The following is a 26,289-nucleotide window of genomic DNA, read 5'->3' on the forward strand; positions in this document are numbered from 1 at the left end:
TAGCCGGATTCGGTATGCCGTTGCAAACCATAAGCCGAATGTTGTAAACCGAATCGCATATGCTTAAATCGTATTATAATGCTGACGCAATCGAAGCTGGGCTGGATGAAGTTGGGCGCGGCTGTTTGGCTGGCCCGGTAGTAGCAGCTGCGGTGATCCTGCCCAAAGACTATACGCATCCGATTCTGAACGACTCGAAACAACTGACCCGCAAGCAACGGGAAACACTCCGCACCGACATCAAACGCGATGCGCTGGCGTGGGCAGTGGCTGAAGTTTCGCACGAGGATATTGATCGGATCAATATTCTGAAAGCGAGTTTTCTGGCCATGCATCGTGCCGTCGATTCGCTTGTGATTCGGCCGGAGCATTTATTGGTTGATGGTAATCGCTTTGTACCGTACCCGATGATTCCGCATACGTGTATTATAAAGGGTGATGCTCATTTTCTGTCGATTGCAGCTGCTTCAGTGCTGGCGAAAACCTATCGTGATGATTTGATGGAGCAGTTGGGGCTGGAGTTTCCCGCTTATGGATGGGCCAGGAATGTAGGTTATCCAACGCCTGTTCATCGGGAGGCTATTCGGAAGTTCGGCCCAACGAAATACCACCGGATGAGCTTTCGGCTTTTATAGAAAAAGCCACTGCTCATATCGCAGTGGCTATGTAGTCCGGTGCAATTATACCCGCTTACTTGAGCCAGAATTCATCTTCGTGCGCTACATCTGCAGAGTATACTTTAGCCCTGGTAATCTGGCCATTTTCAACGGTATAAACGTCAATGTTATCGACATCGAGTATGCCGCCGTTAGGCTGAACCGCTTTCCAGTGTACCAGGCAGGCAACGCTATTTCCGTTAGCCGTAAGAACCTTCACATCGGTCAATGCCAGTGTGTTGGATGATACGTCAAACATGCCACCTACCATCTTGAAAACCTCTGCACTCGATTTTTTTGTGCCGGAGAAGCGGTTGTTGCCGGGCTGACTCCATTCGATATCTGGGTGTAAAGATGACGCCAGTTTTGCCTGATTTCCCTGCTGAACGGCGGTTAAAAAATCACTCACTACCTGCATTGATTGTGTTTCCATGGCTTTTTTGTTTGATTGGTTTGTGGTCATCTGACGACCGGATTTAGTTGGATTGTTATTAGTTGACTGAGGAGTTGCGGAGTGACTTAGAGCGATCATTAGCGCAAGGACGATTGTTTTCATGTCGTTTTTTTGACAAAGGTATCGGGGCCTTTAGGGGCATGTTTTACCTTCAAACGCCAACCAATTACCATTTCACGACACCAGGAAATTCATGGTCAGATATTTCAGTAACTTTACTTCATGCAAGACTATCAGAAACTTTTGGCGCTCAATCTGCTGGCCTATGCCGTTCAGAAGAATACATCTGTCGATGATTTATGCAGTCGATCAGGGCTGGAAATAGATGATTTGCGAAGCGAAACAAAAGACCAACTAACTACTGTACAGGTTAATAAACTCTGGCTCAATGCCATTGAACTGAGTCATGATCCCTTGTTTGGTCTTCATTTTGGCGAGTCATTGCAGGCGGCTGCGTTGGGGGTTGTAGGCGAGCTAATCCGGCATAGCCGCACCATTGGCGAAGCACTGACTCACGCTGTTGCCTTTGCCCATTTGATTACAGACGCATTCGTGATGGAACTGGATCAGTCCAATCAGTCGGTTGCCATTCGGTTTATTCCGAACGAAGAACGTCGACGTGAATCGCCGGTCGCTTTTCGGCAGAAAATGGACTTTTTTATGGCCTTTACGCTTCACGAGGTCGATGGTCTGATTCTGCGTAAAATGCAGCCGATTCGGGTAATGCTTCCGGTTGAAGGCCCTGATTTGCCGGAATACGAACGGGTGTTGCGTTGTCGGTCAATTCAGAACAGTAGTGAGTATCTGATCGAGTTTGATCATAAATACTGGGATGAGCCTATTCTGACGGCTGATTATGAATTACAGGGATTACTGCTCCGGAAGGTGAGTGCCATGAATGATGCGTTCACGAATACAAAAGCACTCAGTGAGCGAATCAATAAATTCCTGCTTGCGAATGCTTATCTGGGCGTTCCTACCCTTGACGCCATTGCGGCCAATTTAAATGTTAGTAGTCGGAGTTTGCAGCGAAAACTACAGGAAGAGGGCGTAACGTATCAGCAACTGACCGATTCAATCCGAAAATCCTTAGCCCTGCACTATCTGCAATCGGGTCAGTACCCCGTCAAAGAAGTGTCGTATATACTGGGCTATAACGAGTTGAGTGCGTTCAATCGGGCGTTCCGGCGCTGGACAGGGACAACGCCGGTCAGTTATCAACGGGAAATAAAGCAGGTTTAATAGCGGGTAAGCTGACCGTCGTAGCCGTAACCCACCGTCTCTACCGATAGATGACGACCTATTGATAGAGACGGCGAGTATAAACCGTTGCACTACAAAATCGGCTTTAGAGAATTGTTAATCGGATACTAAACCAATTCCTGCTGCTCTGCGCGTTCGCGCAATTTCGCCGTCGGGCGGAAACGTTCGCCATACTGCTCGGCGAGTCGATCGCAGGTTTTTATGAATGTGTCGATACCCACGAAGTCAACAAACGACAAAGCTCCACCCGTATAGGCCGGGAATCCCCACGCCAGAATTGACCCCAGATCGGCATCTAACTTCGTCCGGACAACGTTTTCTTCAAAACACCGTACGGCTTCAATAACCTGGCGGTAGAGTAAACGGGTTTTTACTTCATCGAGCGAGGGTTGCTGATCGGCCAGCGGAAACAAATCGGTTAGACCAGACCAAATCTGCTTTGGCTCTCCTTCCGGATAGTCATAGAATCCGGCTTTCGCTTTTTTGCCAGACCGTCCTAGGTTAACAAACTGCTTTGCAATCTGATAACTCGTGTCATCTTCGCTTAAGAATCCGTCTTTTATACCCTGACCTGCAATTTTGTAGACCAGATCCAGGGAAACTTCATCCGTAACGGCCAGCGGTCCGACAGGCATCCCGGCATCTTTTCCGCCATTTTCGATCAGGATTGGATTAACACCATCTTTGAGCAGCTCCATCCCTTCGCTCGAATACGTACCGAAACAGCGCGACGTATAGAACCCCCGTGAATCATTGACCACAATTGGCGTTTTTCGGATTTTTCGGGTGAAATCGATGGCAACGGCCAGTGCGTAATCGGACGTTTGCTTAGTCATAATGATCTCAACGAGCATCATTTTATCGACGGGCGAGAAGAAATGAATACCGATGAAATTGGCTGGGTTGGCGGATGCCTGAGCCAACCCGCTGATCGGTAAGGTAGATGTATTAGAACCAAAGACTCCCCCAGCTGGATTATTAGTAGCGACCAGCATAGGTTCAGCTTCTTTCGTTACCTGCGCTTTTAAGTCGCGGTTCTCAAACACAGCCTCAATGATGAGGTCACACCCCTGTAAGTCCTGAACATTGGCAGAGGGTTGGATCAGATTAAGGATTCCGTCAACTTTCAGCGGGTCTATTTTGCCACGTTCAACGCCTTTTTTTAGCAGACTTCGCGAGTAATCCTTACCCTTTTCGGCGGCTTCAACCGATACATCTTTAAGAATGACTTCGATGCCTGCCTGTGCAGCTACATAGGCAATGCCTGCTCCCATCATACCTGCTCCCAGAATACCCAGTTTCTTAACGTCTGTTTTGGGTATGTCTTTGGGGCGGCTGGCTCCTTTATTCGCTTCGTTCATTCCCAGAAACATCGTCTGGATAAGATTCCTGGCTACTTTTGATGTGGCTACCTTCACAAAATGCCTGGCTTCGATCGCTAAAGCTCGGTCAATATTGACCTGTAAGCCTTCATATACGCAAGCCATGATTTCGAGTGGAGCGGGGTAATTGCCTTTGGTTTTATCCATCAGCATGGCCGTTCCTGCACTAAATGTCTGTACGCCAACAATACTCTGAACATTACCACCCGGAACCTTGAAGTTGTCTTTACCGACAATCTTGCCTGTCTTGCGATCGATTTCATCCCAGGGTTTGAGTGGGTTGGGGTTAGCAGCAATCCAGGCATGTGCCTTCGCAAGCATTTCGGCCGGGCTGTCGGCAATGTCGTCGACCATGCCGAGTTTTTTTGCCTCCTGAACACCTACTTTTTTGCCTTCCAGAATCAATGGTAGTGCCGCCTGTATGCCAATCATACGGGGAAGCCGTTGCGTACCCCCTGCGCCGGGTAACAAGCCGATGGTCACTTCGACTAAACCAATTAATGTCTTCGGATTGTTTAGTACCACGCGGTAGTGACAGGCCAGACAGATCTCGTAACCTCCTCCGAGCGCTGTACCATTGATAGCCGCAACGGTTGGCTTACCCGACGTTTCGATACGACGAAACACGCGGTTCAACTCCGACGAGACTTTCAGCATCTGGGCTGGTTCTTTATCATTGTTGCGAAGGATCATTTTCAGATCGGCACCTGCCACAAACTCGGGTTTGGCCGATGTGATGATAATACCTTTCACTGAGTCGTCGGTAAATGCCTGTTGTAAAGCCGCTTCAAACTGAGGTATTGATTCGTCGTTGAGGACGTTCATTGGAGTTGACGTCATTTCCCACGAAATGATAGCCACGTTCTGGTCAACGCTGTATTTTATCATGTCTAGCTAAGCATGAAGATTAAGAATGAAGCGTGTAGACTTGTCATAACCTAGTCTACACGCTTCATTCTTAATTAATTAACTCGTTCGAAAATCGTTGCAATGCCCATACCACCACCGATGCAAAGCGTTGAGAGACCAAACTGTTTGCCGGAACGTTCCAGTTCATCAATGAGCGTAGCCGAAATAATGGCTCCGGTTGCGCCTAATGGATGGCCTAAGGCTATAGCGCCACCGTTGACATTCAACTGACTATGATCGACGGATAATTCGTCCATGAAGAGCAGCGGTATAGCCGCAAAGGCTTCGTTGACTTCGAACAGATCAATATCACTGATGCTCATACCCGCTCGTTTGAGCACTTTGCGGGTAGCCGGAATTGGACCCGTGAGCATGATGGTTGGTTCAGAACCGACAATGGCAAAGGCTTTAATGCGAGCGCGTGGCTTCAGGCCCGATTGTTCGCCAAAGGCTTTGCTACCAATCAGGACACCGGCGGCTCCATCGACAATCTGAGAGGAATTACCGGCATGATGTACGTGATTGATTTTATCGAATTGGGCATATTTGAGTAGTGCAAGGGCATCTAGACCCATTTGGCCCATGGTTTCGAAAGCGGGTTTGAGTTTACCCAGACTCTCGGTCGTTGTGCCGGGCCTGACGCCTTCATCTCGATCAAGAACAGTGATACCAATCTCATCTTTGATTGGCACGAGTGTCTTATGAAATCGATTATCAGCCTGTGCTTCCACCGCCCGGCGGTATGACTCAGCCGCGAATGCATCGACGTCGGAACGCGAATAACCGTATTTAGTGGCTATGAGGTCGGCAGAAATGCCTTGTGGTACAATGTGATGACGAGCCACAATCAGCGGATTCATGAACAACGCACCCCCGTCGGAACCCATTGGCACTCGTGACATCGATTCGACGCCACCGGCTACAATAGCATCGACTTGCCCCGACATGACATAAGCTCCGGCCATATTGATAGCCTCCAGCCCCGACGAGCAGAACCTGTTGAGCTGAACACCCGCAACTGACTCATCGTATCCGGCTTCGAGGGCGGCTGTACGGGCAATGTCGGCACCTTGCTCACCGATGGGAGTAACACAACCCATAATGACATCGTCGACGAGCGACGTATCGAGTTGGTTGCGGTCGCGGAGTTCGCGCAGGACACTCGTAAGGAGTTGAACAGGCTGCACGTCATGCAGCGAACCGTCGCTCTTGCCTCGCCCACGAGGTGTTCGAACGGCATCATAAATGAAGGCTTCAGCCATAATCCTGTCGAAAAATTAGTATGCTTGCATACTGGTTTTTGATCCGGCAAAAGTACGGGCAAAAGCTGAATACGGCAATTCGTTTGGGTTAAAATGCAAATTTCTCATTTAAAATGAAGCCCCTCTCCTTTTCGTATTCTGATTTAGTTATCCAGAATACGAAAAAGAGAGGGGCTTTTAGAAAGTCTCCTGTTGATTTATTTGTCGAGAACAACTGTCTCGCCAATCAGGTAGGCGCCCGACTCGGTAGACAGGTTGTAAACGTTCTTTACCGATCGTACGGATTTCTCCACCCGAACAACTTTATACGCTGAAACGCCAGTCGTTGTAGCATCGTAGCGGTATAAAATCTCACCAGCCAGCACCTCGCCCAGGGCTTTCCGGCCCGTTGCAGTCAGGACCGGGTGGTTAGCCGTTGCTTCAAGCAGTGTTGGCGCGGTTAGTGCATTCCGGTTGTCAGCAGTCAGGTCATTGACCGAAGAGAGCCACACGCCAGCCAGCGTGAAGTCGCCGTTGTGGGCGTCTACTTTCTTTACGCGGGTAGGCGTGAGGGTTTTTGTTTTCGCATCGTAACCCAATACGACATCATCCGTTTTTACGTCACGAATGGCTTTCGAAGAGCCATCGGCCAGTGTTACGGGAGCGTCGGGCGCAAAGCAGAAATTGTATTCTTCCTTTTTCTTTCCGTCGCCTTCTTCTGATTTGCCACCGCCACCAGATAGTAGGCTGGCCATTTCACGTGACAGCACAAAGGTGAGTGTTGGCATCAGGCCAGCCTCTTTTTCGCCAACATACTTGAGGTCGTCGATGTAAGCATCCCATGCTTTGCGGTCAGCCGATGCGCCGGGAATTACGAATGATTTTACGTCGCCCGATTTCTCGTTTTTGTAAATGGCCAGTAGGCCAAGCTCTTTCGTATCAGCGGCAGTAAAAACCTTATACAAATAGATCTTGCGCGTAATTCCGTCGCTAAAGGCAAAAACATAGGCGGGACGTTCCTCGTAACGGTCCAAAATAAAGCCACCCGATTTGAAGTAGGTGTCTTTATCCAGATTGGCAACTTTTATGGCCTTGATGGCAGTCAGTTGCTCAAGGGTCATGCCCGGCGTGGATGCGCTGGCGGTTGAGGCTGTCTGGGCCGAAACGCGTTGACTGAGCAACTGCGTGGCAGTAGCGCAACAGAGGAAAATAAGAATCGAGAGCAGGTTGTGTTTCATCATAATAGGTTGGGTCAAGCTCCCACTTGGCCCGTTTTGTAAGTATACTTTTTATTTGTCAGGTGGGAGTAATCTGCCATAGCGGCTTAGCCCAGACAAAATTATTTCTTCGTGTATTCGCCTACCCGTGCGTGAATCGCTTCGACAGTACGGTGAGCAGAGGTGAACGCTCCGGCCATCCAGGCGGTGAGGTAGGTTGTGTGTTCGCCAGCAAAATAGATATTACCATCTGGTTCTATCAGTGCTGGATAATATTTCTTTCGGGTTGCATCGTCGTAAGTAGCCCAGCCACCCCCGCTATAGGGTACGCGATGCCAGGCCAGTGAAAACGAGTTATCGAACTCCGCCGGATATTGTGGGTGGATTTTGACACCTTGCGTCAGGGCCAGTTTTTCGCGCTCAGCAACGGATAGCGCTCCTACCGCTTCGGCACGGCTATAGAAATTATAATAACCGATCAGGACCCCTTTTTTGCCCTGGAAGCCGAATGATGGATACCAGATCTGGTTAATATCCATGTTGGTGCGCGAGATACCCCCATAAATCCAGTCGTCTTCTTCCCAGAATCGCCGTTTAAATTGAAGACCTATTTTGCCCGTTTTGATGTAAGGTACAAAATCAGATGCCCGTTTCACCGTGCCAGACAGATCTGATTCGATGTTTTTCAGCATAGGTAAAGGGAGCGTACAGACACAGAATTCACCTGTAACTTCCACCGGTTTACCGTCTTTCTGATACACGACCCGAACACCCGTTTCGGTTTTACGCAGTTCTGAAACGGGCGCGTTGAAGATAATTTTACCCGTCAGTTTTTTCTCCAGTGCTTTCGGAATGGCATCCATACCGCCAACGGGCTGAAGCAGCGTTGTTTGCTGTTCGTAAATATAGTCGCCAACGTTATAGAACACCGGTTGCATGAACCCCGAACGAAGTAGATCGGTTAGCCCGAAAGGATCCGTAACGTTGCCGGGTTTGTGGCCTGCGCCGGGATGATCTTTGGTCTTATAGCCGCGTCGGTTGGTGCCTTTGTAAAGGTGAGCTGTATTCAAATCACCTTCGTTTTTTAGGAAATCAACCAATTTCTCAATGTCTTCCTTGGTCAGCTGCTGGTCCAGCGCCGACTGATCCAATGCCTTGGCCAGTAATTCGGCTGTATAGCCGCGCATGTCGTTGTGGTATTCCTTGATGCGTAACCGGCGATTTGCCAGATCGCCCGTGCCGCCGTGGTTATAGAGGTAAGCTGCTTCGTTGTTGCCATTGAACATTTGCAAAGGCACGCCTAACTCACGGCAATAATGAAGCGTAAGCTGATGATGGTGCGGAATTCGGGCTGCGCCACCATTAAAATAGAGCCCTTCTTCAAATGAACAGGTTTGGGCGGTACCACCATGTAGTTCAGTTTCCTTAGTACCACCTCTGATTGTCCAGACGCGGCCACCGGAGCGGGAGCGGGCTTCCAGAAGGGTACAGTCATAACCTAATTTACCGAGTTCATAGGCAGTAGCCATACCCGCTAAACCTGCCCCCAAAATCACTACTTTTCGACCTTTTCCATCACTCTGCCGACCATTTGCCGGCAGATTTAACGCCGACGCCGGAGCGGGCTGAAGCATTCCCCACGCCAGAAGACTAGCGTAACTAGCACTCGTTGAATTAATAAAGTCTCTTCTCGTCATTCAGTTGATGAATAATATACCCTACAATGGATAGGCATAAATCCATTGTAGGGTATTCATTAGTCTACCCCACTACTTTTTTGAATCCGTCCATAAACATGACCATTTCCTCCATCGTCCCAACGCTCACCCGGCAGTAAGGCTGCCCGCTGAACTCGCGCGTTTGAATACCGATGCCGTTGGCAAACATCTGGTTTTCGAACGTTTTGGTTTTCATACGAATTGGGAACAGGATGAAATTGGCCGATGACGGAATTACCTCATAGCCCATATCGGTCAGGGCTTTGGTGGTGTAAGTCCGGGCTTTGGCATTTTCGGCGCGACAGTGATTCTGCCAGTCCTTATCCTTGTAGCTGGCGATTCCGGCCATAAGTGTCGTGATGCTGACCGCAAATTCGCCATTGGTATAGGCATGAAGCGTTTTCAACATGTCGGGTTGGGCAATCGCGTAGCCCAGACGAAGACCCGCGAAGCCGTGGATTTTCGAGAATGTACGCGCCAGAATTACATTCAGACCATCAGCTACTAGTTTGCCAAGTTTTGGCCGATCGGCTGGTTCATAGAAGTCAATATAGGCTTCATCGATGAACACAGGGACTTTGGGCGCTACTTCGCGGCAGAAGGCTTCCAGTTCAGCCGTAGGAATAATAGTACCGGTTGGGTTATTCGGGTTGACGATATAGACCATTTTCACGTCAGGCGTGATGTTTGCCTTGATCGCAGGAAGATCAAACTTGAAGTCTTTCGTCATGGGCATGGCCTTGATCTTTGCGCCAAACTTTTCGGCACGCTGAAGCAGATCGTCATAGGTCATGGTGCTGGTAAGAATAGTACCGCCCCCTTTGGCAAAATGGTCGGCAGCGGCCATCAGAATATCTGACGATCCGGGCGACATCATAATATTTTCCGGCTTCACCCCTTCATCGACCGCGAGAAGTTGTTTCAGCTGACCAAATTCCATCCAGGCATAGCGATTACCGATATCGGCAGCTTTTATCAGTGCTTCTTTAGCACTGGGTGCAATGCCAAGCGGGTTCTCATTGGCGAACAACCGTGCCCGCAATTTGGGCATGTCGGGTGGAGTCGTAAAGGCAAATTCATTCGTGAATGCTGACTGGGCTTGTTCGGCGGTCGAAGCCGCTTCAGCGGGAGCGAACCGACTCAGACTGAGCCCGGCCGTCATCAAACCGCTGGCGCGAAGCCAGTCCCGACGAGTAAGTTGTGAAGACATGATAGTGGCTTTTATTGTATTTATCTACGATAAAATAAAAGTAAAGCAAAATGTAAACCCTTAGTATATAGGGTGTTGTGAAAGTACGAATTAATACCTAAAAAAAGCATCTTCGATCCGAAAACGCCTTTAATTTTATTTTAATAAATTCTGTGTAGGCAAAATTTATAGGCTGGTAATTTGATATTTGCCAAAGGAATACTGTCAATCAGTTTTGCTTCCAGCCTGCGTGAATGATTTAGTGAACGGCATGGGCGGTTTGTCTCGTTACTAGGTACTTGTACTATCGGATCCGGCTTTTGAAAAAGCTGTCCTCTACCTATGTTGGCTGAGGCCCAAGCCTTAGTCGGAGCTTTTGGTAAATGAGCTTTTGAAAATGTCCTGTCCTGAAAAAGAACGGGAGCGTTTTGTAAACAAATTGCAATGGGTGGCCAATCTTGGTATCACCTGATCACTCAATACCGCTTAATGCTGAGAGTGGGTTAACGGCTGAACAACTAATCCGCTGTCTTGACGAAATTCCACTCTTTAGTAAAATCCGTTTTCATTGATCCTTTGGGGAAAACACGATGCGAATTTGCCCAGGTAGACCACTGCCGATCGAGCTTTTTGACCAGATCTGGGTAGTCGGTAGCGCGATTGTGTTGTTCGGTTCGGTCGGTTTCCAGATCGTATAACTCCCAGGGAGCACCAATGGTCCCAACCGCTTTCCAGTTGCCAAACCGGATGGCCCGGTGATTTTCGTGCTCCCAATACATATACTCGTGCGGCTGGCGGGTCCCTTTCGTAAGTACCGGCAATAGGCTTTTGCCCTCGATTGCGTGAATCTTTTGGCCTTTCGCTTCCGTTGGATACTTCGCTCCAGTTGCCTCCAGGAAGGTAGGCATAATGTCGATTAGATAACCCGGTGTCGACGTAATGCGGCCTTTCTTGCCTGTCATGCCCGCAGGGTAATGAATAATCAGTGGGGTTGCAATGCCTCCTTCGTACGAAACATGCTTAAATCCCTTGAAAGGTGTATTGGAGGCATTCGCCCAGACGCCCCCGTACGATATGGCACCGCCTTTGGCCGGGTCGTTGATATCAGCCAGAGCTCCTCCCCCCAGGACACCTCCTTCCTGACAGGCCCCATTGTCGGACAGGAATACCAGCAACGTATTCTCTAATTTGCCCGCCTTTTTGAGGTAATCGACCAGCTTCCCGATATTCTGATCCATCCGGTAAATCTGTGCGGCATAAACCGCCATACGATAATCCATCTCCCGTTGTTTCGTGCTATCCTGCTCAGTCCAGGCCGGGTAAATTTCCGGACGGGCAGAAAGGCCCCATTTTTCAGAAGCAATGCCTTCTTTGAGCTGTTTACGGAGCCGTTGTTCCCGAAGAGCGTCCCAACCCTGCTGGTATTTTCCCCGGAACCGTTCAATATCCTCCGTCAAGGCATGTAATGGCCAGTGGGGCGAGGTAAAAGCCAGATACAGAAAAAAAGGCTGCTGGTCTTTCTGCTCGCTTAAAAATGTAATTGCCTGGTTTGTAAAGGCGTCGGTCGTGTAAAAGGGCTGGTTTACTTTGTCAATCGGTTCATTATCCAGCCAGATACCACGTGGTTGTATAGGATCGAGATAACTACTGGCGCCTGCCAATAAACCGTAGTATCGGTCAAAACCCCGTTGGCGTGGGCGTAAATCAGGGCTACCTGAACCCAGATGCCATTTCCCGGCCATATAGGTATGATAACCGGCAGGTTTTAAAACTTCCGCTAACGTAACGCAGTTGCGATTGATCTCACCCCGATAGCCATAAACGCCGTAGTCATAGTCGATGCGATTGCTTGGCTCTTTGGTCATGTGACCAATGCCCGCCTGATGCTGAAACAGGCCCGTCATCAGCGATGCACGGGTTGGGCAACAGCGAGCCGTGTTATAGAATTGGGTGAATCGGACCCCCTGACTGGCAAGTTTGTCCAGGTTTGGCGTTGGAATTTCAGAGCCGTAACACCCCAGATCGGAGTAGCCCATATCGTCGGCCATGATCAGAACGATATTGGGTTTCTCTGGACTTTTTTTAGCCACTACTTTTCCAGGTGGTATTGCTCCCAGCAATAAGAATGCAGATGAGATTATTGCCAGGATAAGAACTTTCTTCATGGTTTGACAGGAGAATTCGTGGTTGCTGAAAAATCGACGGCCGTCTTACGGCGCCATTCCCGTAATTGAGCAACTAACTGAGTCCGTTGGGCCGGTAGCTTTTCCGATAAATCCGTTTGCTCACCAGGATCTTCGGCAAGGTTGAAGAGCTGAATCTGGCCGTTATCGAAGTAGTCAATCAGTTTTAAATCGCCAATTCGAATTGCCCCGGCAGAGCGCCCACCCAGAAAATGGGGCTTCGGTAACGGATAATGCCAGTAGAGCGTCCTGGAAAATGGCGTCGAAGTGCCTTTCAGTACAGATGCGATACTGATACCATCAATGGGTTGATTTTTAGCTGGTTTGATCGAAGCAAGTTCCAGTAAAGTAGGGTAGATATCCAGTGTATTGACCACTTGCGTGGAGACGGTCTCTGCGGGTATCACCCCTGGCCAGGATACGATGAGTGGCTCCCGAATACCTCCTTCAAATAATTCCGATTTGCCACCCCTAAGGGGCGCGTTCGACGTTACATTTAGCTCACCGCCATTGTCGGACGTAAACAGAATCAACGTGTTATCCTTCAGACCTAATTCGGTCAATGTAGCGACGATTTTCCCAACGCCTTCATCAATACGTTCCAGCATGGCGGCTAACTCCGGGTTATTCTGTTTCGTGCCGACGCCAGCTTTTTGTCGGTATTTCGCTACGTCTGCTGGCTTGCCAGCCAATTTGGTATGGACCGCGTAATGCGACAGGTACAGGAAAAATGGACGTTTCTGGTTGCGATTGATGAAGTCAACGGCTTCCTGATTTAGCCGGTCGGTTAGATACTCGCCTTCGGTTCTGGCCTGAACATCGGGCATGAAAAAGTACGGATGAACATAATCGCCGTTGGCTATATAGCCTGTTTCGGAGCAGATTACTTCATCCCAGCCGTGTTTAGCCGGTTCGCCTTTTTTCTTCGTATAATCGCCTGTGAGATGCCATTTGCCAATCAAGCCGGAATGGTAACCTGCTTTCTTAAGCTGTTCATTGATGGTTACGTAGTCTGGCGACAGAAACTTTTCGTCTTTGGCATCCAGATAATCGGTGATGCCAACGCGCGCCGGATGTTGACCGGTCATGAGCGCAATGCGCGTGGGTGTGCAAACGGGTGCGGTGGCATATGCCTGCGTAAAACGCATCCCACCAGCAGCCAGACGATCCAGGTTAGGGGTTTCATTGAAGCGCGGTCCGTCGTTACGGTTTCCGTAGCAACCTAACTCACTCCATCCCAGGTCATCAGCCAGAATCAGGATGATATTGGGTGGCGTTTTTATTTTTTGCGAGAAACCAGATAACGCTACCAGAAGGCAAACGAGGAAAGGAACAACCTGTATCATAAATCGAGTGCTTTTTTACCTACGGTGAATTTATGGACTATGAACTCATAGGCAACGGAATGTTTTGGATGGTTCTTAAACTTGCTGCCTGGTTCAAAAATCAATAACGCTCCATTCGTTATGGTTTTTTGGGGTACACAATATCAATCGCGGCTCCTGCATCGCCCTGCTGCTTCATCCATTCCTGAAGCTTCTGGTTGTACTGACGTATACGATCCTGATAGGCTGGGTCGCCTGCCAGGTTGTTGAGTTCCCACGGATCGCTCTGCGTATCATAGAATTCAAGGGCGGGACGTTTCTCAATTCGCTCGGTGATTCGTTTTGCCCGCGGATCGGCTTGTTGCTGGTCAATCCAGGAAAACCAGACCGAATTGCGATCTTTCTGCCTGGGATTCATCATGAAGCGGTTATAATACGCCTGATCAGGTGTCAGATTCAGAATCAGTTTGTAGCGGGTATCGCGAATGCTACGGATTGGGTAGGAATTGCCCTCCGGTATGTTGTTATGAATGCCATAAGCGTACTGCCGGGAGCCCTTGCTTTTTCCCTGTATGACGGGCAGGAAACTCCTGCCGTCCAGTCCGGCGACTGGCTTTCCACCTGCCAGATCGATCAACGTTGGGGTAATGTCTTCGTACTGAACGAGCGCGTCCGTTTGGGTAGCGGGTTTTACTACACCGGGCCATTTAATCAGCATCGAACTTTTCTGGCCGACATCCCACAGGTTCCATTTGGCACCCGGAAACTGGGCGCCCTGTTCGCCCAGAAAGACGACAATGGTGTTTTTGTCCTGACCGGTTTCTTTCAATAATTGGGTAATATCGCCAACCTGATTGTCTAGCCGCCGGATTTCGGCCAGGTATTTGACGAACTGAGTGCGTGTTACTTTGGTATCGACCCAGTTTTTAGGAAGAATGAGTTTGTTCGGATCAAATTCGGTCGTATCGCCAACGGTCCAGGGCGTGTGCGGATTGATGCTCATGACAAAGAGGCAATAGGGCTGGTCGCTTCGGGCAATGTATTGCTTTACGTCGTCAAGCTCATAGTCGTCTGTGGGGGATACGCAATCGGGCTCGAAGCCTTTTAGAATCTCGAATGGGAAGACCGATTTGGGTTTGGTGCTATGATCTTTGCCGGTTAGTGCGACCCGATACCCAAGATCGGCAAGATAGTGTCCTACACTTTTTAGCTTGTCATAAACGGGTTTATGATTCTGGAAGGATCCATGTCGAACGGGATATAAACCCGTAAACAGTGACGCGCGCGTGGGTACACACATGGCTTCAGAGGTGTAAATCTGATTGAATTTCAAGCCCTCTTTTGCTAGCCTATCGATATGGGTGGTGTTGAGATTTTTGCCACCGTAGCAACTCAATTGCTGACTATCCAGATCATCGGCCATAATGATAATTACATTTGGTTTGCTCACTGGACGCTGTTGAGCGAATGAATACGCCCCGAACCTGATTAGCAGCAGAATAATAGCAATAATATTTTTCATGGTTACTGGCCCAATTTCAGATTGGATTTCTGCAATTTATCCAAATCAAAGTGACTTTAATGATTTTGCTGAAAAGGCAACAACACGGTATATATATCCGCGACGAGAGTTAAATTGAAGCAGGAGGGGAGTCAATCACCCCGGAGTTGGTAAGCGCCAATGCCGACGATCAGTGGTCTGACCACTGATCGTCGGCATTGGCGAAGGCAAGCGGTTTGTCTCCCTTGCCATTCATTAATTGTGTAATTCGGAGATGCCCGTAAAACTCAATTTATCGGGGACCTTGTTGGCACATCGGTCGTTTCGGTCCATGCAGCGGCTGTATCAGATTCATTACCTGGTGGCAACGGAGTAGGTTGCACGGGTCTTTTCCGAAACCAGTTGGCGAGTGCCGAGCCCGTTACATTTTGCAACGGTCCGAAAATAGCCGACGCCAGCCCGACGGTGGCGACTTTCCCCATTTGCAAAGCCAACCCCGTGGCTACCCCACCATTCTGCATACCCACCTCAAACGCAATGGTTCGACGATCTTTTTCGGGTAGACCGGCGAGCAGGGCTGTTAAATACCCAATACTCAGACCAATTACATTATGCAAAAGGCAGGTAATAATAAGCAAGCCACCGACCTGTAACAGATTGTCTCGTCCAGAAGCGGTAATGATGACTGTGTTGATCACAATACCCAGCATAGCGGCAAACGAAAGACAGGTTTCGATCATCGCCCGGCTAATACCTGACCGCTTTTTAAGTAGAATGGCCAGTAGCAGAGGCAGTCCGTAAAACCAGAAAAATGACGTACCCAGTGCTACCAGGAAATGGCCGATTGGTTGTTTGACAATGAGCTGAAGCAGCAGATTTGTCAAGCCAATAATTCCGGCAAACACAACGAGCTGAATGGTTTTAGCCCGTTGCGTTTCCCGAGCGTAGTAAAACAGATTGAAGATAAACCCCGCCACAATCGGGATGATAATCATATTCGTGATGTCGATCATCATGTGCGCAATATCGATCTCGACATACTGCCCGCCAAGCCATTTCATCAGAAATGGGGTAACAAAAGGCGACAGTATGGTCGAGCAGGCTCCAATCGTGACGGCCAGAGCCAGATTAGCGCCTGACAAATAAGACATTACATTGGACGCCATAGCGCTTGACACGCACCCGATCAGAATTACACCCCCGGCAATTTCGGGAGGAAAATCAAAGAGATGGGATAGCGAAAACCCAACCAGCGGCATGATAATAAAATGACAACCGATGCCAATGAAGACGCCCTTCGGCATTTTGATCACCCCCTTGAAATCATCGAAACTCATGTGCGCACCCATGCCAAACATGGTCAATTGCACAAACGGAACAATTAGTCGCTTGAGTTGAAAATCCCCGATGGTAAAGAAATAGGCCGGATAAAACATAGCGACACTAACCGCAGCCAGAATCCAGATCGTATACGAAAACCCTTTCAGGGAAGCGAAGCCACGAAAGGCGATGGCCAGTAAAACCAGGGCCAGCACGAGCAGTGGGCCAATTGGGAACTGGCTAGCTGCCAGCGTGAGTACACCCGTACTCAGCAATAGCAGGCTAGCCAGTGTCAACAGAATCGAGGAGAAACGCATAGGAATGAGGAGTCAGGCCAGCGAGCTAGTGGCTAATGAGGTCAGCTGAAGCCATTGGATATTCATGACAGAGGTAACAGATGCGCGCTTCGTCTTCGTCGATTTCCGGAAATCGAACGCCGTAATCGACCAGAAAAACGTTGTCGTTCAGGTCATCGCAAACGCTCGAAATCTCAGCACTGAGCGTATAACCGACCCCGTCGACTTGCCAGCCCGTTCCTTCTTCGCCCCAGAACTGATGAATGGTTCCAGGATGAATGGTCAGACTTTCTCCCGGTTGTAAGCGAACAATATCGCCCGGTCCTAACCGACGCGAGCACCCGTCGACCTGTGTTATAAAGGTTTTGTTGGACGGATTGCCCTCGGCATCAGCTTTGGTCAGTTGAACCAGTACATTACCCCCCGCCCGGCAGATGATGTCCTCTCGTTTTGAACGATGAAAATGGGCCGGAGCGCGCTGATTTTCAGGGTCGATTAGCCATTTTTCGGCATATTGTTTCGGGTAATCTGCCAGGTTCATCCGACCATTACGAACGGTGAACAACGTCCGGCCAATGTTGTAAAAGTCTTTACTGCCAAAATCTGTTACATCCCATCCCAGCATGCAATCCCGGATTTCGTTGTAGTCAGCTCCGACTTGCTGCCAGTGCTCAACGGACCAATGGGCGAAGGGCGGCAAATGCATCCCGAAATGAGCAATAACAGTTTTCGCCGTGTTAATGCTGGCGTTAACAATGGATCGTTTTAACTGCATAAACTTTATTGGTTAGAGGTGATTTTTTAGAAAAAGCGGTGCCTGCCCTCGTCTACAGACGGGGTTAAGGGTATGAAAAACAAATTGGGAAGAAGGTTAGCTAAGGAAGAGAACCGGCATGTCTGTCGATGAGACTTTACTTAAAGCCAACCTATTTAAAGGGTACGTTTGGTGAGCTTCGGCTTTAATGGTCCGATTGCTTTTTTTGTGCGTTATAGTTTCCGATGGCTTCTGAAATGGTTAATGCCCGATTATAGACCGAAACCTGTGTTATTTGCCCATCAAGGGAAGTTCCCAGGGTTAATTGCCGGGCACCCACCACCGATTTCAGGTACGGACTAAACCGACCCCAGCCAAACTGCCGGGTATCACCCCCATCGTTCATAACACCATCGACCACAAAGGCGATAATTTTTGGGCCTCCATCGACAATGATACTGACGTAATGAGGCTGATTCGCCGTTAACAACCGTTCGTCGCAGGCCCAGGATGATTGCGTGCGCCCATCATTCAGTACCAGTTCAATCGTTTTTTTATCCGTGGTCTGTACATACCAGCCTTTGCCAGTGCTGTCGCGCGTGTCGGCCAGTAGCTGGTTGGCGGTTAATTTTTTCAGGCTAAACGCCAGATCGATGGTAAATCCGTTGGGAGCACTCATGCCCGGTTGCTCCAGTTTTTTTGTGTCCCGTTTGTAAAACTCGGGCAAAGCTGGGGCCGCAACGGTTTGGGGGAAGCTGCCCTTCTGATAGGCCCAGTTGACGACCAGTTGGTCGGTTGTTTTATTCCGGTTGTCGAATTGGCCCCAGAGTTTGGTCAGTAGGTTCTCATCGATTTTATGGACTCGGGCTATATCCTTCTGTGTTTCGGTAATGTAATACGCCCCTTTGTCTTCAACCAGATCAGGATAACTCATCCGAATCAGTGGATCGTCGTCATACAGCAGAATTTCGGGTTGTGTCCACCGAATGATTTTTCCTTTGGGTGAATCTGCTTCGATACCGCCTATAACCCAGGCCGGATTACGGTCTTCGTAGGCCATAGTTCGTCGGTTCGGATGGTCGCGGATGAAGTGCCCGCCATGATTGTGAAACCAGTACAGAAATTTTCCATTTTCACATTTCCAGGCAAAATTGGCCGCTCGCGGATGCTTGACCAGTCGGCCATTGGCGTAGCGCAAATACTGCGGAGTATCCCAGGTATGCCCGCCATCCCGGCTGTAGGTGTAAACCGGATGCCCGTCGATGGTTCGGTAAACGCAATAGAACGTGCCGTCGCTCAGGACCGAGAAACTCTGTTCCTCAGCAATTGGTCCGCCTATATTGGGAGGAGTCCGTAAGCCTATATCACCATCGGGAAGGGTGCCCCAGGTTGCCTTTGCTGGGTCTGCTACGGTCAATAAATCAGGGCTACGCAGCAAGGCTCCCTCACTCGATGTAAAAAAGCCGACGCCAAAACCGCCCACTTTATGAACCGGCACAAAAGCCGCTCCCTTGTCGACAAAAGCCCGGCCAACATTCCAGAAATACTGAATCTTGCCCTGATAGGGGTTTTTTCGATCAATCTCAAAATTACGAATGGGAATAGTCACCCGCTTATCCGACCAGCTTTTGCCGTTATCGTCCGAGTATTTGAAGACAAAATAGCCCTGGCTATCTACCCGTTTGACCAGTCCGTCCTGATAGGGTGGGTTGTCGCCTTTTACAGCCCGGATGTTATCGGTATTGTGGTTGTAAAACACGAAAATCCGGCCCGATGATGCTTTAAGCAGCACCGCGTAAGACGCTTCGGGACCATCGCCCGGTTCGACATCGCGCCGGTCGATCCAGGTTTTACCCTGATCGAGGCTTCGTTGCGTAATAATGTGCTGACCTGTTGCCCCTTCGTGACCCGTTCCGGTGGTTAATACGCACAGCCACGCTCCGTCGTTGGTTTTTACGATATACGGCTGGTCGCTATACGTCTCGTCGGGAATAATGGTTCCGGTTGTAATGTGCCGACTGTCCTGAGCATAAAGTGACCCGGAAAATTGGGTAGTCACAATTGTCAGAATGGCTAGATAAGCACATACGTTTCTTGGCAGTACACGCATGAAATTCGCGGTTTTTAGGGTAAAGTCTTTGTCGTGTAAGTTCACGGTTAGCGGGGTTTACTGGCGTTGAAATTAGCGACGGCTTCGCTGGTGGTCAGATACCGCTCATACAGTTTCAACGCATTGACCTGTCCGTGCAGACTGGGTGCCAGCTGCGCTTTCCGGTTTCCATTGACGTCCTCAAGCTGTGGGTTGAATCGACCCCAACCGTATTGACGAGTAGTTCCTCCATCGCACAACGTTCCATCAACGATTACCGAGATGACGTCTGGTGCACCATCGACTATAAAAACAACATGATGAGGTTTACCTACCTGTAAACTGCCCGGATCTGTATCCCAACCCTCTGTGCGAACTCCGTCAGACATGGATAAACGCAGGGTTTGCTGGTCGGTGGTAGCAATCCAGACGCCTTTGCCCTGCTGATCCCGGCTGTCGAATACAATCTGATTCGCTTGCAGGTCATTGAAGGTCAACCAGAAATCCAGGCTAAAGCCTCCGGTTTTCAGGTTGGGTATCGTTGGTATCCGAATCGACGAATTGGGTTTGGTGGCTGTTTTGTTCACAACCAGGCCATTTCGGGTCAGTTCAGTCGTTGTTGCCTGCTTCCATAGACCGTCCAGCAGGCTGTTATCAATTCGATGGACGCGCCCTTTTATCTTCTGGGTTTCGGTCATCCAGTACTTACCGTCCTGTTCGATCAAATCGGGATAACTCATGCCACGGCCTTTTGGATCGTTATCGTAGAGCAGGATTTCGGGTTGTGACCAGTGGATAAATCCATCCTTTTCCACCCCTCCGCTGATCCAGACCGGATTACGGCCGGTATAATCCTTGCCACTATGGTTATGATACCAGAACAGGAATTTTCCATTCTGGCATTTAAACACCCTGGGGCATGCTCGCGGATTCTTCAGGATTTTGCCGCCGGGCGTATACGAAGCGGCCTCGGGCATGGTCCAGGTATGGCCGCCATCCCGGCTATAGGCATGAGCTGCGAAACCCTGCGTAGTCCGATACATGCAGTACAAATCGCCTTTGCTGAGGCTAACGATATTTTGCTCTTCCTGCACAGAGCCAAACGCCGGATTACGAAGCCCCTGATCCCCATCGGGCAGCATTTGCCAGTGTAGTTTCGTGGCGTCTTTCTCGGTGTCGATATTGTCGGATTTGAAAAACCAGCCTTCGCCCAGATCCTGCTGGAATTTACCCAGCTTGGTAAAACCGAAATACATGTTTCCGCCTACAGCAATTGGCTTCGCTATCCCCCAGAGTAATTGCACCTCGCCTTTCCAGTCGTTATTGAAATCGACCGGCGTTTTCCGAACGGGCAACCGGTACCGCTCCGACCAGGTCTGACCGTTATCGTCCGAGTATTTATAGCAATACCAGCCGAGCTCGCCCACTTGTTTTAAGGGCTTGCCGTTCAGCGAATTGATGTTATCGCCATTGTAATCGTAGAAGGCATAGACTCGTCCATAAGGCGTTACATACGGCATGGCCCACGAAGCCAATGGCCCCGTACTGGGCTCGATATCAACGGGGTTCGACCAGGTTCGGCCCTGATCGGTGCTGGTTGTTGCGACTACATGCTGACCAGGCCTGCTTTCGCTGGCCGATCCTGTTGTGAACAAACAAAGCCAGTTTCCATTCGGCAGAACCGATACGTAAGGCTGATCCATATAGCCATTTTCGTAAATGGAGAAGCCCAGAGAAATATCCCGATTATCAGGCGTTTGGGCCTGTAATGAACGGCCTAAAGTCACCAGACTACACAATAACCATAGCGTACTACAGGCTTCTTTCAATTTCATACCAGGCAATGGTTTAGAGGAAAAGTCTTACTCATTTGGATAGCTCCTGATTTGCTATAACAGGAGAGGGGCTTTTTTTACGTGTTATCAATAGCCCGGATTCTGAGGCAACAGATTCGGATTTAGTTGGATTTCGGTGAAATAAACGGGCATCAACGCCTTTTTATCGACGCCCAGCACGGCTTTTGCCCGCCCGGTTCGAAGCAGGTCATACCACCGATGCCCCTCAAAGCAGAGTTCCACAAAGCGCTCCTGCTCAATGGCCAGCAGAACAGCATCTTTCGATGTAGCGGTGGTATTGGCCAGGCCGGCGCGGTTCCGAATCCGGTTGACCAGCGCGATGGAAGGGGCCGTCTGACCAACTTGCGCCAGTGCTTCGGCCTGCATCAGAATCACATCGGCCAGCCGCAGAAGAATAAGGTTGCTGTCGCTATAGCGGGTGGTGCCTACCACTGTTCCCAGGTATTTGGCTACAGTAGGCAGGTTGGGGAACTGATCGGTGGCTGGATCGCTGGTATAAAAACTGGCCGCTTTTCGAAGATCACCCGGCTCAAAAGCATCGACCAGCTTTTGGGTCGGAATCACGGTCTGGTTTCCTCCCGTCGTTACTTTACTACTACGGGGCAGGAAATAGGCCGAAAGACCATTCGTTTCCTGATTGTTGTAATTGTACTGGAGTTCGAAAATGGATTCGCTCGTGTTTTTCGTCCTAAAAATGGTGCTGTAGTTGGCTCCCGATACGAGGCTATAGGTTGTATTGGCGATAACCTTGGCCGCGTAATCGGCTGCCAGTTGCCATTCATTGGTCTGATTGTACGAACTCCGCCAGAGATAAACCTTTGCCAGCAGAGCCTGAGCAGCTCCCTGTGTGGCCCGACCCCTGGTTTCAATCGTCGATGCGTAGCTAACCGGCAGTAATTTCTCGGCCTGTTTCAGATCGGCAATGAGCTGATCCTGTATTTTATCGGCAGGTGTTCGGGCTGGCTGCAAGTTTTTATCGAGCGAAAGTGTTGGCTCCAGCACCAGCGGCACAGCCCCCCACAAGCGCACGAGATAGAAATAATTAAGAGCCCGCAGAAAATAAGCCTCACCCATAATCCGATCCCGAACGCTGGTGATGGTTGGACTTTTAATGGTCGGCACCTGGGCCAGCACATTGTTGACTTTGTTAATTCCTGAATAGAAACGACTCCAGGTCGCATACCCACTGCTGGTACTGATATTGTCGTTCTGGAAATCCAGAACTCCTCCATCGGTGATACCAATTTCATTAACCGGCACCCGAAGATTATCAGCCCGTGCATCCCCCCAGGCAATATGCCGGACATCGTCGCCCTGCAAAGCATCATAACCGGTGATGATAGCCGCTTCAGCGTCGGCGGCATTCTGGAAAAAAGAACTTTGAGTCAGAGCACTTACCGGCACCTGATTGAGGACATCGGTGCAGCCTGCAACCAGAATGACCAGTGTGATGGCCAGGGTGCTATTGATTATTTTTTTCATGAGTAAGGTCAGGTTTAGAGTCCCAGATTCAGGCCAAAGGTGATCGTACGTACCATCGGATAGGTGCCCAGGTCGATTCCCTGAAGCAGGGGCAACGTACTGCGGAAGTTCACTTCGGGGTCCATGCCCGAGTAGTTGGTGAACGTGAACAGATTTTGCCCGGACACATACAGTCGCAGATTATCAATCTTAACCCGCTTGAGCAGAGCCGATGGAAAGGTGTAACCCAGTGTGGCGGTTTTCACGCGCAGATAGGAACCATCTTCGACCCACCGACTGGAGGCAAATCCATTCCGGCCAATGGTACTGGGCGTGCCGCGGGGAACATCCGTAACATCACCTTCTTTGCGCCAGCTTCGCAGCACTTCGGTCGTGGCGGCATTATACACGAAACTTCGGTTCGAAGCCTCACGGGTTTCGTTGAAGATGTCGTTGCCGTATGACCATTGCATAAACACCGACAGATCGAAGCCCTTGTAAGAAAAGTTATTCGTCAGGCCACCAATGTGCTTGGGATTCGCATTGCCGACGATGGTTCGGTCGGCGTCGTTGATGATGCCATCTCCGTTCAAATCCTTGTAAATCATATCCCCGGCCACATAAAATGGGCCCGACGCGCTACCATCCCGCATGTTGGCGGCTTTTGCTTCTTCGGAAGTAGCATAAACCCGACCTGTGTAGACCTGTCCGAACAAGACACCAATCGGCTCACCTACCCGGCCAAGACCCTGGGGAGCCGTTCCATAAAAGGTCGCATCGGCACTGGTCTGGATGATATCGGCATTGTTGTTCGATAAGCTCAGGATCTTGTTTCGGTTGAAGGAGATATTGAACGCCGTGCTCCAGCTAAAGCCCCCGGCACCACCCACAATATTCTGGCTGGAAATGCTGAATTCCAGTCCTTTATTCTGGGTATTGCCCACGTTTTGCAGGGCAGAACCAAATCCCGTAGTTGTGGGTAGGTTCACGGACAACAACAGCGCATTTGTCTTTTTCAGGTAGGCATCGGCCGTCAGGTTAATCCGGTTATGAAGGAAAGAAATATCCAGACCAATATCGGATTGTGTGGTCGATTCCCAGCTCAGGGATGGGTTTGGAATAGCCGACAGCGCAATCCCGGCTTTCCCGAGGTAGTTACTACCGGTACTATACAAGCCCTGTGCGCCAAAATCACTGATAGACTGGTTACCAACAACGCCCATACTGGCGCGTAATTTCAAGTCGCTGATAAACGGAACGCTTTTCATAAACGACTCCTCCGAAATACGCCAGCCAGCCGAAACAGACGGGAATAGACCGTACCGTTTGTCGGCTCCGAAGCGGGACGAACCATCCTGACGCACCGTAGCCGCCAGGAGGTATTTATCGTTGTAGCTGTAATTCAAACGCGCAAAATACGAGACCAGACCCCATGACGATTTACTACTGGACGCACCCGTTGGACTGGCCGCTGCGTTCAGCGTGGTGATGTTATCGGTTGCACCCTGGCTGGCAGCCGCCGACAGATTGAAACTTTTAGACTGCTGCACACTATACCCCAGCAAGCCCGACACGCTATGCCGCCCAATGGAATGGGTGTAGTTCAAGGTGTTTTCGTTGACCCAGGTAAATACATCGCCATAAGACGCCGTACCGGGACGGGCCGATCCACCCTGAATGGTGCTCGGCGTAAACCGCTCGTCACGAGTGCCCGCATAATCGACGTTGAGTGTCGAACGCAGGGTTAGGCCCTTCCAGATATCGTAGTTGCCGTATACATTCCCCACCAGCCGATTGCTGACGGTAAACCAGGAGGTTAGCATCGCCAGACCTACCGGATTAGGCCGTTGAATCTGATCAAGGTAGGTATACGAACCATCGGGGTTATACACGGGTGAGAAAGGCAGATTCCGCATGGCATTTGGTATAATTGCATTGATATCGTCGCCTTCGGGAACACGGTCACGTTTGGCGGTAGATAGCAGAATGTTAGCCCCTGTTTTAAAGCGGGCGGAGGCCTGGTGGTCGATGCTGAAGCGGCCCCGATAGGTATCATAACCCGAACTGACGATGACCCCTTTCTGATTAAAATAACCCAGACTGGCCGCGTAGGTGGTTTTCTCATTTCCACCCCGTAATGACACTTCGTAATTGGAAACGGCCCCCCGCTGGTAGATCTCGTTCTGCCAGTTGGTATTATACAGGGCAACTCCATTCCGGAAGAGCGTGTCCAGGCCCAGTCGTACTTCGGGAACTCCGGCATTAGCCACGGCATTCAGGATATAATCTCGCTCCTGATAGGCATCCAGCATGGGTACGGTCTTTCTGACATCCATAAAACCGGTGTAGGTGCTTAGCCCAATCGATGTTTTACCCGATTTCCCGCGTTTTGTTGTCACGATAATAATACCGTTGGCTCCTCTGGCACCGTAAATAGCCGTGGCGGAGGCATCTTTCAGCACCTCCATCGATTGAATATCATTTGGGTTTACGACGCTGATATCGCCCGTAATGGGTACGCCATCAACAATGTATAGGGGATCATTGCCCGCATTCAGCGACGTAACACCCCGGATTCGTACATTCGGGGCTGCGCCGGGCGAGCCGCTGTTGTTGGTGATCTGTACCCCGGCAACCCGCCCCTGTAAGGCTTCGAGCGGACCCCGAACGGGCAGATTCTCCAGTTCTTTACCTTTTACGGACCCCACCGATCCCGTTAAATCCCGTCGTTGTTGGGTGCCATAGCCAACCACAACCACTTCATTTAATGCTTTGGTGTCGGCCTGCAACACGACGTTAATCGTTGTCCGGCCATTACCAATCGATACTTCCTGTTTTTCATACCCTACCGAACTGAATACCAGCGTAGCATTTCCATCAGGAATACTAAGACTGTATTGACCAGACTCATTGGTTGTTGTGCCAATGGTTGTGCCTTTTACGGCAATCGTCACGCCCGGTAAGGTCTCGCCGGTTTCGGTGGTAACAGTTCCTTTAATGGAAACAGCCCTGGGCGACATTCCTGGTGTTCCGTTTGCCATCAGCTTTGTACTGACAGTTAGTAAGGATAAAAAAAGGAATACCCATCCTACTTGTTTTAGAGATTCGTTCATGAGCATATAAGGATTGGAATAGTTATATTGTACAGATCTTTCGTGCCAGATAGAGGTAGTTTTTGCCAGCGACAGACTGCTCTCAAACAGCAGGTCTATTTTCTGAACTACCCTTGAATTTATAGGAATTAGTGGCGTGATAACAAGTAGAATTGGCTGTTTTTGAGGTTTTCTTGTGAAAAAACGTTACCGGAAACGTTGCCGGAAACAGAATCGGAACGCTGAACTAGTCAGGAAAAATGATGGATTGGTAGCTGGCGGTCTTTCGCCGGTTCAGGGTAGGTTTTTTTTAACGTATTTTCAGAGAGAAGGCTTATCGCTAAAAAATACAATAATGAATAGGCTAAACGCTTTGATCGGAT

Annotated in this window: 17 protein-coding genes; 2 read left to right on the top strand and 15 right to left on the bottom strand. The window is 49.8% G+C overall.

Annotated features, from left to right (window positions below):
- The first annotated feature begins 59 nt into the window (after positions 1-59).
- A complete protein-coding gene (locus GJR95_RS04200; RefSeq protein WP_162384691.1) occupies positions 60-635 on the top strand; it encodes a ribonuclease HII in 576 nt (191 codons plus the stop codon).
- Between the two features lie 55 nt (positions 636-690).
- Here the strand turns inward: GJR95_RS04200 and GJR95_RS04205 are convergent, their stop codons facing one another.
- On the bottom strand, positions 691-1,089 hold the full coding sequence (locus GJR95_RS04205; protein ID WP_162384692.1) for a nuclear transport factor 2 family protein: 399 nt from the start codon (positions 1,087-1,089) through the stop codon (positions 691-693).
- Positions 1,090-1,332: 243 nt separating this feature from the next.
- Between GJR95_RS04205 and GJR95_RS04210 the strand changes: the two genes are divergently transcribed.
- Positions 1,333-2,352 carry an AraC family transcriptional regulator gene (locus tag GJR95_RS04210; RefSeq protein ID WP_162384693.1) on the top strand — a complete coding sequence of 340 codons (1,020 nt, stop codon included), beginning with the start codon at positions 1,333-1,335 and terminating at the stop codon, positions 2,350-2,352.
- Between the two features lie 128 nt (positions 2,353-2,480).
- On the opposite strand, the gene GJR95_RS04215 is transcribed toward GJR95_RS04210, so the two are convergent.
- From GJR95_RS04215 to GJR95_RS04280, 14 genes are all read right to left on the bottom strand, one after another.
- Complete coding sequence (locus GJR95_RS04215) at positions 2,481-4,643, bottom strand: 3-hydroxyacyl-CoA dehydrogenase NAD-binding domain-containing protein (RefSeq protein WP_162384694.1); 2,163 nt, start codon at positions 4,641-4,643, stop codon at positions 2,481-2,483.
- Positions 4,644-4,717: 74 nt separating this feature from the next.
- Positions 4,718-5,926, bottom strand: coding sequence for an acetyl-CoA C-acetyltransferase (locus tag GJR95_RS04220; protein ID WP_162384695.1), 1,209 nt, complete (start codon positions 5,924-5,926; stop codon positions 4,718-4,720).
- A 197-nt stretch (positions 5,927-6,123) separates the two neighbouring features.
- Complete coding sequence (locus tag GJR95_RS04225; RefSeq protein ID WP_162391566.1) at positions 6,124-7,143, bottom strand: Hint domain-containing protein; 1,020 nt, start codon at positions 7,141-7,143, stop codon at positions 6,124-6,126.
- Between the two features lie 101 nt (positions 7,144-7,244).
- Positions 7,245-8,819, bottom strand: coding sequence for a flavin monoamine oxidase family protein (locus GJR95_RS04230; protein ID WP_162384696.1), 1,575 nt, complete (start codon positions 8,817-8,819; stop codon positions 7,245-7,247).
- A gap of 64 nt (positions 8,820-8,883) precedes the next feature.
- On the bottom strand, positions 8,884-10,050 hold the full coding sequence (locus GJR95_RS04235) for a pyridoxal phosphate-dependent aminotransferase (protein WP_162384697.1): 1,167 nt from the start codon (positions 10,048-10,050) through the stop codon (positions 8,884-8,886).
- Positions 10,051-10,547: 497 nt separating this feature from the next.
- Complete coding sequence (locus GJR95_RS04240; protein WP_162384698.1) at positions 10,548-12,194, bottom strand: arylsulfatase; 1,647 nt, start codon at positions 12,192-12,194, stop codon at positions 10,548-10,550.
- Entirely contained in the window at positions 12,191-13,558 is a 1,368-nt protein-coding gene (locus GJR95_RS04245; RefSeq protein ID WP_162384699.1) for a sulfatase, read from the bottom strand. Before GJR95_RS04245 ends, GJR95_RS04240 begins: the two co-directional genes overlap by 4 nt.
- A gap of 118 nt (positions 13,559-13,676) precedes the next feature.
- Positions 13,677-15,059, bottom strand: a complete 1,383-nt coding sequence (locus GJR95_RS04250) for a sulfatase family protein (protein ID WP_162384700.1) — start codon at positions 15,057-15,059, stop codon at positions 13,677-13,679.
- A gap of 266 nt (positions 15,060-15,325) precedes the next feature.
- Positions 15,326-16,675: a bile acid:sodium symporter family protein gene (locus GJR95_RS04255; RefSeq protein WP_162384701.1), complete on the bottom strand. Its 1,350-nt coding sequence runs from the start codon at positions 16,673-16,675 to the stop codon at positions 15,326-15,328.
- Between the two features lie 25 nt (positions 16,676-16,700).
- Positions 16,701-17,429, bottom strand: a complete 729-nt coding sequence (locus GJR95_RS04260) for a D-lyxose/D-mannose family sugar isomerase (RefSeq protein ID WP_162384702.1) — start codon at positions 17,427-17,429, stop codon at positions 16,701-16,703.
- A gap of 184 nt (positions 17,430-17,613) precedes the next feature.
- Positions 17,614-19,563 (bottom strand): LamG-like jellyroll fold domain-containing protein, encoded by a 1,950-nt coding sequence (locus GJR95_RS04265; RefSeq protein ID WP_232541076.1) that lies wholly within the window; start codon positions 19,561-19,563, stop codon positions 17,614-17,616.
- Positions 19,564-19,565: 2 nt separating this feature from the next.
- Positions 19,566-21,332, bottom strand: a complete 1,767-nt coding sequence (locus GJR95_RS04270; protein ID WP_162384703.1) for an exo-alpha-sialidase — start codon at positions 21,330-21,332, stop codon at positions 19,566-19,568.
- A gap of 87 nt (positions 21,333-21,419) precedes the next feature.
- On the bottom strand, positions 21,420-22,835 hold the full coding sequence (locus GJR95_RS04275) for a RagB/SusD family nutrient uptake outer membrane protein (protein WP_162384704.1): 1,416 nt from the start codon (positions 22,833-22,835) through the stop codon (positions 21,420-21,422).
- A gap of 14 nt (positions 22,836-22,849) precedes the next feature.
- Positions 22,850-25,927, bottom strand: a complete 3,078-nt coding sequence (locus tag GJR95_RS04280) for a SusC/RagA family TonB-linked outer membrane protein (protein WP_162384705.1) — start codon at positions 25,925-25,927, stop codon at positions 22,850-22,852.
- Positions 25,928-26,289: the final 362 nt, after the last annotated feature.

The organism is Spirosoma endbachense (assembly GCF_010233585.1).
Classification (GTDB): domain Bacteria; phylum Bacteroidota; class Bacteroidia; order Cytophagales; family Spirosomataceae; genus Spirosoma; species Spirosoma endbachense.